The 13,087-nt window shown below is 52.5% G+C and carries 10 protein-coding genes; 9 read left to right on the top strand and 1 reads right to left on the bottom strand.

The genetic code is table 11. The features are described from left to right. The first annotated feature begins 9 nt into the window (after positions 1-9). The 6 genes from I8J30_RS06940 to I8J30_RS06915 all read left to right on the top strand — a co-directional run bounded on the left by I8J30_RS06940 (position 10) and on the right by I8J30_RS06915 (position 8,223). Positions 10-894 (top strand): carbohydrate ABC transporter permease, encoded by an 885-nt coding sequence (locus I8J30_RS06940; RefSeq protein WP_210656654.1) that lies wholly within the window; start codon positions 10-12, stop codon positions 892-894. 66 nt (positions 895-960) lie between these two features. After that, a complete protein-coding gene (locus I8J30_RS06935) occupies positions 961-2,589 on the top strand; it encodes an ABC transporter substrate-binding protein (protein WP_210656652.1) in 1,629 nt (542 codons plus the stop codon). A 106-nt stretch (positions 2,590-2,695) separates the two neighbouring features. Further along, entirely contained in the window at positions 2,696-3,424 is a 729-nt protein-coding gene (locus tag I8J30_RS06930; RefSeq protein WP_210656650.1) for a ThuA domain-containing protein, read from the top strand. Positions 3,425-3,452: 28 nt separating this feature from the next. Next, entirely contained in the window at positions 3,453-4,505 is a 1,053-nt protein-coding gene (locus tag I8J30_RS06925) for a Gfo/Idh/MocA family protein (protein ID WP_210656649.1), read from the top strand. A 238-nt stretch (positions 4,506-4,743) separates the two neighbouring features. After that, entirely contained in the window at positions 4,744-7,233 is a 2,490-nt protein-coding gene (locus I8J30_RS33915) for a GH116 family glycosyl hydrolase (protein ID WP_210656647.1), read from the top strand. 159 nt (positions 7,234-7,392) lie between these two features. Beyond that, entirely contained in the window at positions 7,393-8,223 is an 831-nt protein-coding gene (locus I8J30_RS06915; RefSeq protein ID WP_210656644.1) for a phytanoyl-CoA dioxygenase family protein, read from the top strand. A 527-nt stretch (positions 8,224-8,750) separates the two neighbouring features. On the opposite strand, the gene I8J30_RS06910 is transcribed toward I8J30_RS06915, so the two are convergent. Beyond that, positions 8,751-9,563 carry a helix-turn-helix transcriptional regulator gene (locus I8J30_RS06910; protein WP_210656642.1) on the bottom strand — a complete coding sequence of 271 codons (813 nt, stop codon included), beginning with the start codon at positions 9,561-9,563 and terminating at the stop codon, positions 8,751-8,753. Positions 9,564-9,758: 195 nt separating this feature from the next. On the opposite strand from I8J30_RS06910, the gene I8J30_RS06905 reads away from it, so the two are divergent. From I8J30_RS06905 to I8J30_RS06895, 3 genes are all read left to right on the top strand, one after another. Continuing rightward, complete coding sequence (locus tag I8J30_RS06905) at positions 9,759-10,709, top strand: zinc-dependent alcohol dehydrogenase (RefSeq protein ID WP_210656640.1); 951 nt, start codon at positions 9,759-9,761, stop codon at positions 10,707-10,709. Position 10,710: 1 nt separating this feature from the next. Next, a complete protein-coding gene (locus tag I8J30_RS06900) occupies positions 10,711-11,715 on the top strand; it encodes a zinc-binding dehydrogenase (protein ID WP_210656639.1) in 1,005 nt (334 codons plus the stop codon). A 339-nt stretch (positions 11,716-12,054) separates the two neighbouring features. Further along, entirely contained in the window at positions 12,055-13,071 is a 1,017-nt protein-coding gene (locus I8J30_RS06895; RefSeq protein ID WP_210656637.1) for a LacI family DNA-binding transcriptional regulator, read from the top strand. The last annotated feature ends 16 nt before the right edge of the window (positions 13,072-13,087 follow it).

Raw genomic sequence — 13,087 nt, 5'->3', positions numbered from 1 at the left:
TGGGAGAGCATGAACAACAGCAATCGGACGAACCCGATCATCATTGTATTCTTTATCATCGTCAGTCTGGCGAGCTTGCTTCCGTTCTGGCTCATCCTCATGGTGTCGCTTACGGGTCAAAATGCACTGGTGAAATACGGATACAGCTTCTGGCCTCAAGATTTCGATCTGGCCGCTTACCGCTTCCTCATGCATGATGCGGAACCGATCCTTCGCGCATATGGCGTTTCGATATTCGTCACCGTGGTCGGTACGATAGTCAGTTTGTTTGTCACATCGGCATTAGCGTATACGTTGTCGCGGAATGATTTTCCGTTCCGCAATTTACTCAGCTTCTATGTACTGTTCACGATGCTCTTCGGCGGGGGCTTGCTCCCATGGTACCTTGTGTACACGAAGTTCTTGCACTTGCAAGACACGCTTCCGGCGCTTATTATCCCGGGCTTACTGGGCGGATTCAACGTGTTCATTATGAGGACGTATTTCACGACCAGCATCCCGCCGTCTTTAGTGGATTCGGCGCAAATTGACGGGGCCAGCGAGTATCGGACGTACTTCAGCATTATTTTGCCGCTGTCGCTTCCTGTGCTTGCGACGATTGGACTGTTTGTCATCGTGACGTACTGGAATGACTGGTTCACAAGCTTGGTGTTTATCAACAATGACAGGCTGTACAACCTGCAATATTTCCTCTATAACACGCTCATGAATGCCCAATATTTGCAGGCTATTGCGAGCAAAGCGCATATTGACGCGTCGTCCACGCAAATTCTTCCGCTGGAAGAGCTGCAGATGGCGATGGCCATTATCGCGGTGCTTCCGGTTGCGATGGTGTTCCCGTTCTTGCAGAAATATTTTGTGAAAGGCCTAACGGTAGGCGCTGTGAAAGGCTGAATTCGGCAACAGCCGATTTAGTATATAGACATCATACAGAGCATTCATTATGGGAGGTTACAGAAAATGAAACAGGTATCAAAAGGTTCCTTCGTTCTGTCATCGCTGCTCCTTTCACTCTCACTCGTAGCGGCAGGCTGCTCCAGCGGCACCAACAACAATGCAGCTAACAACGAGAAGCCGGCGAATCAGGCTCAAGAGAGCAGCACGAACACCAACACGGGCACCGCCAATACGACCGAAGCTCCGAAAACGCTTGAGCCGTACGAGGTTGTCATGGTTTATCCCGATGGCAAGCAAAATGACCTTGGCGTCGTGCAAACCGCGATGAACGATTACTTGAAACAAACCTATCCGGATATGAATATGACGGTGAAGCTGAACCCGATCGACTGGAGCGCCTATGCCGACAAGACGAATCTGATGATGTCTTCCGGGCAGAAGTTCGACTTGATCTGGACGGCAAACTGGATGAATTTCGATGCACAGGTGAACAAAGGCGGACTGCTTCCGCTAGACGATTTACTCGCTCAGAATGCGCCGGATATTGAGGCAATCGAAGGCAAGTTCCATGATGGCGCATTGCGTAATGGCAAAATCTACGGCGTTCACGTGCATCAAGAGCTGGGCAATCCGCAAGGCGTCGCGATCAGCAAAGCACTCGTAGACAAGTACAACCTGGATCTGAGCGCGCTGAAATCCGGCGAGTTCAAAGACCTCGGCCCCATCTTGAAAACGATCAAGGAAAATGAGCCCGGCGTAACGCCTGCCGTTGGACCTTCGTTCCCGCTAGGCGCTTACTACGGTTCAGGAAGCACTGCGAATATCGTAGGCCCGATCGGGCTTGATCTGAGAGATACCGATCCGAACAATACGTACAAAGTCGTGAATACCTATGCAACGCCGCGTTATATGGAGCTTGCGAAGCTGACGCGCGAATGGTTCAAAGCCGGTTACATCAATAAGGATGCAACAACGCCCGGCGTAGATATTTGGAAGAAGTTCCAAGCGAAGACGGCGTTCGCTTCCATCGGCAGCGACTTGGACATTCTGGCAGGCACCGAAATCGGTTTGCCGCAGCTGATGCCGAGCAAAACAAGCAGCGTCGGCAGCGACATCATTCAAGTGCCGCTGAACATCGACAGACTGCAAACGACGAAGCTGGCTGCTACGATGCAAGGGATTTCGCAAACCTCGAAAGACCCTGCCCGTGCCATGATGCTGCTTAACCTGTTCTACAAAGATCAGAAGCTGCTGAGCTTGTTCAACTTCGGCGTCGAAGGCACCCACTACGTGCTGAAAGACGGTCAAGTTGCGCTGCCGGATGGCAAGACTCAGGATACAGTCGGTTTCTATCACGACAACATGTGGCAAATCGGGAATCAAATGCTGAACTACACACGTGTAGGCGAAGATCCGAATAAGTACAAAAACTATGAAGAGTTTAACGCGAAAGTATCGAGCAATCCTTCGCCAATCTTAGGCTTCGTCTTTAACTCTGAGCCTGTGAAGAACGAGCTGATTGCCGTCAGCAAAGTACAAAGCACTTTCGATCCGGGACTGCAATCCGGCCAGCTTGATCCGGAGGTGGAAATTCCGAAGCTGATTCAGAAGCTCCAAGGTGCGGGCATTGACAAAATCATTGCCGAAGCGCAAAAACAGCTGGACGAATGGCGTGCGGCAAACGGAAAGTAAGGGTTACGGCCAAGGGGTATAATCCAAAGCGATTATACCCCTTCATTTATCAAACCGGCAGTATTGGATCTTATGGCCGGTACAACTAACAGGATGGTGTTCAACGATGATCAAAGTAACCGTTTGGAATGAATATTTGCATGAAATCAACAACCCTACTGTGGCGGCTATTTATCCGAAAGGGATTCACGGCGCGCTCGTCGAAGGCTTATCCAGCGAGCAGCTCACGGTGAAGACGGCGACACTCGCGGAGCCGGAGCACGGTTTGTCCGAGGAAACGCTGGCGAATACCGACGTTCTCATTTGGTGGGGACATCTGGCTCACGATCAGGTGGATGATGCGGTTGTGGAGCGAGTATATAACCGGGTATTGCAAGGAATGGGACTCCTTGTATTGCATTCCGGTCATGCTTCCAAGATCTTCAGCAAGCTCCTTGGCACCCCGACAGGGCAATTGAAGTGGCGCGAAGCAGATGACAAAGAGCGTATCTGGGTCATCGATCCCGCCCATCCGATTGCCGCGGGCATCGGGGAGTACATCGAGCTGGAGAAGGAAGAAATGTACGGCGAGCATTTCCATATTCCGGCACCGGATCAGCTTGTATTCGTCTCTTGGTTTGAAGGGGGAGAGGTGTTCCGAAGCGGCGTTACCTACAGTCGCGGACAGGGCAAAATCTTCTACTTCCGTCCGGGTCACGAAACCTATCCTACCTACTACAACGAAGAAATTCTTCGTGTCATCACGAATGGCGTGCGCTGGGCGGCTCCGAGCGGGACAACTGCTCCTGCATATGGTCATTCGGCACCGCTGGAGCCGATTTCGGTAAAAGCGTAACTTGTACGTTAAGAGGGGGAGAGCGGCAATGAGTAAGTTTGGTATCGGTTTGATAGGGCTTGGCGGCATGGCAAACGCGCATATCCGCTGGATGGCTGACGAAAGCGAGCGTTTCGAGGTCGTAGCAGTGAGTGACGTCAGCACGGAGGCATTGACGCGAGTCGGCAGTCAGCTCGGCCTTGACGAGGGCAAAAGGTATGCTGATTTCAAAGCGTTGATTGAGGATTCCGATGTAGATGCGGTCGTATCGGTAACGCCGAATCATGTACACGCGGCCATAATCGAAGCGTGTTTGAAAGCGGGCAAGCCGTTCCTGGCGGAGAAGCCGTTCACGCGCGTGTTCGAGGAAGCGGGGCCGCTGCTTGAGCTGTATAAGCAGCAGCCGGTAGCGGCAATGATCGGGTTTACGTACCGCTATACGCCTGCTTTCCGATATGCTCGTGAACTTGTGCTGCAGGGCAAGCTGGGCACGATTCGCAGCTTCTCCGTGCAATATTTGCAAGGCTGGGGTGCGGCGCAGTATAAGGTTCCTTATGTGTGGAGGTTCGATAAGAACATTACCGGTACCGGGACGCTTGGCGATCTCGGTTCGCATATGATCGACTTGGCGCGGTTCCTGTTCGGTGAGTTCGAAGAGCTGTCGGCACAGCTGAAGACGATTATTACGGAACGTCCCGATTCGGCAACGGGGCAGATGGTTCCGATTGAAGTCGATGACTTTGCCAGCTTCCAAGCGCAGATGACAGGCGACGTGATGGGCGTCTTCCAAACGTCCCGTAATGCGATCGGTTCGGGCAACCAACACGAAGTATCCATCTATGGCGACTTCGGAACGATTCACGCCTCCACGGAAAATCCGGATAAGCTGATCTGGATCCGCGAGGAGGAGCCGGGCCAGCTGTCCAGGTCGACGCTTGATGTGCCAAGCTCGTGCAAAGTCTCCCAATATTCCGATTTCCTCGCGATGCTGGATGGCAAGGAACCGAACGGTCTGCCGGGCTTCATGGACGGTTACCGCAATCAAGAGGTGCTGGATGCGATCATCCGTGCAAGTGAGACGAAGACGGTTGTGAAGTTGTAAACGCAACTCATCGGATCATAGATAAGAGCCGCAAATGCTGCGGCTCTTTATTATTAGGTCAACCGGGAAATAAGGGATGGCCTTTTTTAAATTCTAACGAATCGTACGGGCAGCGACCCTCTCCGGGAGAAAATTTTATGCAATTAGGGTGAGATTTGTATTCGGTTTCATTAAACTCGTATTCATAGGATAAGAGAGCGCTTATGATGGATGAAGACTCTTTTAAGGGGGAAACAGTGTGAGCCAGCAAACTTACAGTCAATCGTATTCGGGGACTCGCAATTCGCATATCGCTTATCCGCTTGGCGGAATCGGAGCGGGAATGTTCTGTCTGGAGGGGACGGGAGCGATGTCCCATTTCTCCTTGCGTCATGCACCCGATATTACGCATGAACCTATCATCTTTTCGGGCTTGTGCGTGAAAGGGGAGCAGGGCCATATTGCGAGAGTCATGGAAGGCCCGGTTCCTTCTTGGAAGATCTACGCCAATAAAGCGGAATCGATGAATCCCGGCAGCGGGCTGTTCGCTAAGCACTTCGGCTTGCCGCGCTTTGAGAGCAGCTCGTTTCACGCAAGGTTTCCGTTCGGTACGGTAGAACTGAATGATAATCGGCTTCCCGTCGAGGCGTCGATTACGGGTTGGAGCCCGTTTATTCCCTTAGATGCAGACGATTCGAGTTTGCCGGCAGCGGCGCTCGAAATAACGCTAATCAACACAACCGATCGCCCTGTCGAGCTCGTGTATTCCCTTCATGCGGCCAACTTCATGGCGTTTAATAAGTCAACGAAACAACGGGTTTACAGCGCGAAGTCAGGCAAAGGTTTTGTGCTGGAGCAATCGCCGGCGGAAGGGAAGCCGTGGGAAGAAGGATCGTTCAGCGCCTTTACGGACCACCCGAACGCCAAAGTCGACTGCGCTTGGTTCCGCGGCGGATGGTTCGATTCGTTAACGATGGTTTGGAACGCGATAAAGGAAGGCCGAAGCGCGGAGAAACCTGAAGTAACGGAAGGGAAACCAAGTCCGGGAGGAAGTCTGTTCGTTCCGCTTACGCTTGCTCCTCATGATCGCGAGGTCATTCGAATCATGCTGTCCTGGCATGTGCCGGAGACAAAGCTGATTGAAGGCGTAGAAGCCGCTAAACATCCGGATTGGGCCGGCGAATACCATAAGCCTTGGTACGCCGGCAAATTCGCGACCATTTCGGAAGTTTCCGAGTACTGGTTCCGCCATTACGATTCGCTTCGCGAACGAAGTCTGAAGTTTAGCGACACATTCTACGGCACTTCGCTGCCAGCGGAAGCCAAGGATGCAATAACCGCTAACTTGACGATTCTCAAATCGCCTACCGTCCTGCGCCAGACGGACGGACGGATGTGGGGCTGGGAAGGGCAGCAGCTTAAAGAGGGCAGCTGCAGCGGTTCTTGCACGCATGTGTGGAACTATGCGCAAGCGGTGCCGCATCTGTTTCCGGATTTGGAGCGCAGCTTGCGGGTTACGGAGTTTACGGAAGGGCAGGATGAACGGGGGCATCAGAACTTCCGGGTTCCGCTGCCCATTCAGCCGGCAAGCCACAAGTACCACGCGGCTTCGGACGGCCAGCTGGGCGGCATCATGAAGGCATACCGTGAATGGAGAATCAGCGGGGACACCGAGTGGCTCCGGAAGTATTGGCCGCAAATCAAGCAAAGCCTGACGTATTGCAAAGAACTTTGGGATCCTGACGGTATCGGGGTTTTAATCGAGCCGCATCACAATACGTACGACATCGAATTCTGGGGACCGGATGGCATGTGCTCTTCCATTTACATTGGCGCGCTTAAAGCGGCTTCGCTCATGGGCGAAGCGTTGGGAGACATTTCAAACGGATACGAAGAGCTATACCGTAAAGGAAGGGAATATTTGGAGCAAGAGCTGTTCAATGGCGAATACTTTGAGCAGAAGATTATTTGGGAAGGGCTCCGCGCGCCGGATCCGGCCAAATTAGTTCCCCAAGGGAATGATAGCTACAAGGCGGCGGAGACATTGGAAGGACCTGAAGCCTGGAATGTTAACTACTCCAAGGAGGCCCAGGAGCTGCTGCAGCAGGAAGGACCGAAATATCAATATGGAAAAGGCTGCTTGTCAGATGGGGTCATCGGAGCGTGGATCGCGGAAATGTGCGGGCTGGGAGATATCTTGGATCGCGATAAGGTCAAGTCCCACCTGCTAAGCATCTATAGATACAATCTCAAACGCGACTTATCCGAGCATGCCAACCCGCAGCGTTCCGGCTTTGCACTCGGCCAAGACGGCGGACTTCTTCTTTGTACGTGGCCAAGAGGCGGTCAGCTGTCGCTCCCGTTCGTATACAGCAACGAAGTTTGGACCGGCATCGAATACCAAGTCGCCTCGCATTTAATGTCGATTGGCTGCGTGGAGGAGGGGCTCGATATCGTACGCGTGTGCCGCGATCGTTATGACGGCAGCATAAGAAATCCGTTCGATGAATACGAATGCGGGCATTGGTATGCCAGGGCAATGGCATCCTATGGCATCATCCAAGGCTGGAGCGGTATTCGGTACGATGCGGTGGAGCGCGCGCTCTACGTTTCACCGAAGGTATCGGGGGACTACAGCAGCTTCTTGTGCACGGCTTCCGGGTACGGAATTGCCGGAATCCGGGGCGGTGAAGTATTTGTTGAAGTGAAGGATGGCACGATAGAAGTAGATGAGATTCGCTTGGTTTAAAGAATAGCGGCATCTTAGGGGAGCTGCAACTCCATGTCTCATCTGCAGTTTGGTGAACGCCGTTTCACCAATTAATGCTTTCCAAGTAGGAATGAATTTGTTATTTTATAGCTTAGCAAGCGCGTTCTTACCAAAGCTAAACAGATTGGATGGGATAAAGTGAGAGTTAGTGCAGAAGAATTAGCATCCGGTAAATTGTTGCCCGCGACAATTGAGCTGGCTGTGCAGTTAATTCAAGTAAATGGTTATGTGTTGATTGAAGAAGTGCTGCCACGGACGCAAATCGATCAATTGAACAACAGAATCGGCGATTTTCTCGAAGGCTTCATGGCGAAGAACGAATTCAGCCTCGAAGAAGGCTTCCATGATGGCACGAATCACATCGGCATGTATTTGCCGTTTGAGCAGCCGTTCTGCGATGAATCGCTCATTGCGCATCCGTTTGTCATGGATATTGTGGATCAAATTCTAGGCTCCGATTGCGAGCTTACTTATTTTGCATCAAACACGTCGATGCCTAAAGGCACCAAGTCGCAAGACGTCCACGCCGACATGGGCGCTCGATTCGGAAGCCGTTTTGGCGTGAACGTGCCCATTACGAACCTGGTCGTGAACTACCCGCTCGTAGACGTCAATGACGAGAACGGTCCGATGGAAGTATGGCCAGGCGGTACGCACCTGCATCCGGACAGCTGGTACAGCTGCAAAGTGGTGAACAAGCCCGAGCTTGCTCCGCATATGCTTTCTTTCAAAGCCCATATGCCTGCCGGCTCCATCATGATTCGTGACGACCGCATGTGGCACCGCGGCACGCCGAATCGCTCCGATAAGCCAAGACCGAACATTGCGTTGATCTACTCGTCTACATCAACGGCTCCTTACCAAGGCGGCCTTCAAATCCCGCAAGAGACGTACGATCAATTCTCCGATCGCGCGAAGCAGCTGGTTCGCAAGCAGAAGATCGGCGCTGAAGTCATCAAGCCTTACTAATAGCGAATTAGAGCAGCAGAAAGCACCTGACCAAGAGGTCAGGTGCTTTCTGCGTTTCGTCGCTGCTCTTTTTCGGAGAGGCTGTTGAGGTGCGGGCATGGCACCGGAGGCAGCGTGCCAGCTCACCCAGGCGTGTAGCGAAAATGTTGGTATTGGATACCGCTCATGAGCGTACAATGGATGCTTTGAGCGGATGAGAGGTACTGGTTACCGCTCATAGGTTGCCGAGTCGGGGATCTCACAGGGTCAAACTCGGAGCAGCATACAACCGCAAAAGATGCTTGATAGACAAGTAGCTCATCTGGGGAGCTACATTGGCGGATGTGGGGAATTGTTAGAAAGTAGCACATCTAGGGATCTACATTGGCGGCAATGTGGGGGAAATGGAGAAAGTAGCACACCTGGGGATCTACATTGGTCGAGCAGCGAAGCAGCAAACAATCGCCATACATGCTTAATAGACAAGCAGCTCATCTGGGCAGAGAATCGGATTAACCGACTCTCTGTCTATTATATTTCTACCGAATTCAAGTCCGCGACGGCTTTCGCCATTCGCTGGGCGACATGCCGAATTGTTTTTTGAAGGTGCGGCTGAAATAGTGAATGCTCTGAAAGCCGCATGCTTGAGAGACATGCTGCACGGTCATATCGGAATGCAGCAGATACTGGGAAGCAGCAGCAAGTCGCAACTCGTTTAAGTAGCTGAACGGTGTCTTTCCGGTATGCTGCCGGAACAGGCGCACGAGATAGGAAGGATTGTAGTGGGTGTAATCGGCGATCGTCTGCAGCGAAATCGATTGTGGGAAGACCGATTCCAAGAAACGCAGCACCTCCGTGACGAGCATCTCTCCCGAGGAGTAGCTGGGAGCCTGCGGCGTCAATGCCGTGATATTCGGGATAAATACTAGCAGCTTATGTAAATCCGAGAGGAGCGCTTCTTGAAAAATAGCAGGGGCAAACGAGGTTTCCGCCATCATCAGCATGCGGACTGCCTCAAAAGCAGCGCGCAGCGCCGGATAAGGCGCGCTGCTCCAACTAATGTCCGATTGCATGCTGTTCCAGCGATAAATCAGATCCACACTCGGCAGCGCAGCGGCATCCTCTTCATGAAATTCGACGAACCAATAGCAAAGTCGATGAGACCGTTGAACAAGCTGATGAGGCGTATTCGGCAAAATGACAAACAAAGCAGTTCCGTTCGCATGGTACGTCATGCCCGACCATTCCAGATCAGCCTCGCCCTCCGTAATGCAGAGCAGCTCCCCATACGGATGAACGCCTCCGGCGCGGCTGCCGACACCGCCTTCAACCTCAGCCAAGCCATGTTTTCGAATCCTCATCTGATGCCCCCGCTTTCAACATGTCAATGATGTGCAAATCATATCATGCGCCACAATGCCCGTAAACGGGTGAAATGCATCGCATTGCGTTCACCATCACTATAGAGTGCAAAGACAACATGCTTGTAAGCGCTTATTCTAAGTAGTAACAGGACCAGCCAAAAAAACGGCTCGGCCATAAGGAGATGAACGCACATGAAAGCGATCCAAATTACAGGTGTGCACCAGTATGAATCGATTGAAGTGCCTGTACCCGAAATCAAGGATGATCAAGTGCTCGTCCGCATCCATCTCGTAGCGACCTGCCCCCGCTGGGATCTGCACATGATGGGCGGTAAGGATATGTTCATCCAGAATCGTCAGCCGGATTATCCACTGCCCCCGGGTTTCCCCGGTCATGAAGCGGTAGGTGTAGTGGAGGCGGTCGGCTCAAGCGTACAAGGCTTCGCTCCCGGCGATCGCGTAGTGGCTCTGGAGCATGTTTCGCCAGGTTTTGGTGCGTACGCACAGTTCATGGCTTATCGGGAGAACGATCTGTTGAAGCTGCCGGACCACATTTCGGATAAGCGCGCCGTTTCGTCGGAGCTGCTTAAATGCGTGATGTACGGGCTAGATCAGTTCGATGAATTGCAAGGCAAGACGCTGTTGGTAGCTGGCCTCGGCCCTGCGGGCATTCTGGCGATGCAGCTTGCATCGCTATGGGGAGCAAAAGTGACAGCGATCGATGTGAACAGAGAGCGCGTTGAATATATAAAAGGGCTATCCCTGCAAGGCGAGGCGGTACATGCGGATGATCTCGGAGACCGAAGATTCGATCTGGGTTATGATTGCGTAGGCTATTCGGCATCCGTGCAGAACGTGCTTGACCGTACCGACGAGCATGTCATTATCTTCGGCGTGCTTAAGGGCAATATCACCTACCCGGAATCGTATTGGTACAAGGGGACACGATTGGAATCCTATCGTTATCATCCCGTTACGAAGCGGGACCGCCATCTGCTGCTGGACGCACTAAGCAATCCGGCCTTCAACACGGAATGTTTGCAAACCGAGGAGCTCTCTTTTAAGGAGTACAAGCGCGGTGTAGAGCTTCTAAAGGCGCAGAAAGCGATCAAGATTTGCTTCAATGTACAGGAGGATTTCTAATATGAAAGCATTGGCAGTCGTATTCGAAACAAAAGAAGTGGTAAGCGTTCGAACCGTAGAAGTGCCTGAACCGACTGACCGTGATGTTGTCATTGAGCTCGAATATTCCTGGATCAGCATCGGGACCGAATCGTCCTTCTTCCGTGGGGAGCGTATTTCAGGAGAGGTTCCGTACACGGAAGGGGGGCCTTGGCCTTTCCCGCATGTACCAGGTTATCAAAAGGTAGGGCGAGTCATCTCGGCTGGTGCAGAGGTTACACATGTAAAAGCCGGTGACCGCGTATTCGCTTCCGTCAGCAAAGTTGACGGCATGTACTTTGATTTTGGCGGGCATATTAATCCGTCCGTTACAGATGGCTCCCAAGTGTGGAAGTTATCGGAGGATGGGCCGGAGCCGCTAGCTTACTCCGGTACGGTGCTGACGCAAGTCGGCTATAACTGCGGTATGCGGCCGCCGGTCACAGCAGGCGACATCGCGGTTGTTATCGGCGACGGGCTCGTTGGCCAATGGGCAGCACAAACACTGGCTCATCGCGGCGCGCAGGTGTATCTGCTCGGGCATCGGGAGGAGCGGTTGAAGCTTGCTCTTGCAGGCGGTTATGCCATTCCGCTCAATGGCCATAACAGCGATCCCGTTCAAGTGCTCGAGAGTGAGAATAAGCAGCTCGCCATTGTGATCGACACAGTGGGCAGCCTCGAAACGTTCCGCAAGCTGCAGCCGCTAATGAAACATGACAGCCACCTTGTTTCGGCAGGCTACTTAGGCGAAGCGGGCCTGATCGATATCCAGAAGCTGCGCGAGCAGGAGATCACGCTTCATACCCCTTCAGGCTGGTCGGCAGAACGAATGGCAGCTACAATTGCGGCCATTGGAGAAGGTTGGCTGACGACGGAGCAGCTCATCACCCATCGGTTTCCTGCCACCGATGCCGCCGAAGCATGGGAGCTAATTACCGCTCCGAAGAGTCCATGCTTAGGCGTCATTTTGGACTGGCGGCAGGTGTAGATTATCTTTCAAGAGCTATCTCAAAAGTGTGCAGGGCAACTTTTGAGATGGCTCTTTTGTATACTCAAATAGTGGGAAATTGGCAAAGCAGCACTAAGAGAGGAACTGGTTACCGCTCAATGGTGGGAAACCGGTGAAGTAGCAGCAAGAGAGGAACTGGTTACCGTTCATAACAAAAGAGCAGCCCCCAGATCCACACATCAGCGGGTAAACTAGCGGACAATCGGCCTGTCGATCCCTAGTAGTTGTCCACTAAATTAGCTATTGCAAACGCTGTCATTTTGACCTATACTGAGTCCATAATCAATCCGAAACGTTTCGATAGAGGATGTGCAGGTTGTGACCACCATTAAAGACCTGGCTAAAGCAACGGGATTGTCGGTTACGACTGTATCAAGAGCGCTTAACGGATACAGCGACGTCAATGAAGAGACTCGCAAGAAAATTAAGCAGGCCGCCGAGAAATTGAACTATCGGCCCAGCGCTGCTGCCAGAAGTCTGGTGATGAAGAAATCAAGAACGATCGGCGTCATCATCTCGGATATTAACCGGGAAGGCGTCAAGGATGCGCTCGCGTACGAAATCTTGTGCGGCATCAATGACCGCTCGACGATGCTCGATTATGATATTTTGCTGTTCAGCACAAGCTCCAAGAAACAGCTGAAGAAATCCTATTCGGATCTGTGCAAGGAGCGAGGGGTTGACGGCGCGATCGTGTTCGGTCTAAGGGTGAATGATCCGTATCTGGAGGAGATTGTGCGCAAAGCCGATTTCCCTTGTGTGCTCATCGACATTCCGGTCGAAAGCAAGAATGCAGGCCATGTCACGACAGATAACGTGTACGGGGCAACACTAGCGGTCAATCATCTACTGGAGCTTGGGCACCGTAAGATCGCGATGATCAACGGGCATAATGAAGCGGCAGTCAGCATCAGAAGGCTGCAGGGCTACAAGCTGGCATTGGAGAAAGCCGGCATCCCATACGATCCGGACCTCGTCTTCGACGGCAACTTCTCCGAAGACGGCGGCTGCGAGGCGATGTATCGCATCCTGCTCAACCATCCGGATGTCACGGCGGTGTTCTCGGCAAGTGACCTGATGGTACTCGGCGCGCTTCGTGCAATGGAGAAGCTGAAGCGACAAGTTCCGCAAACGCTGTCCATCGTCGGTTATGACGACATCCCGGTAGCCGCCTATTGCTCGCCGAAGCTGACGACGATCCGCCAAGATAAATACGAGATGGGTTATCAGGCTGCACAGCTCGTCATCGATATGATGGAGAACCGCCAAATTGATCGCAAAATAGTGTTGCAAAATGAATTAATTATCCGAGAGAGCACGAGAGCGATACCTTAGAAGCTAGTGGTAGCGA

It is taken from the genome of Paenibacillus lignilyticus (genome assembly GCF_017942085.1).
Lineage (GTDB): Bacteria > Bacillota > Bacilli > Paenibacillales > Paenibacillaceae > Paenibacillus_Z > Paenibacillus_Z lignilyticus.
This window is presented reverse-complemented; position numbering and strand designations above follow the sequence as displayed.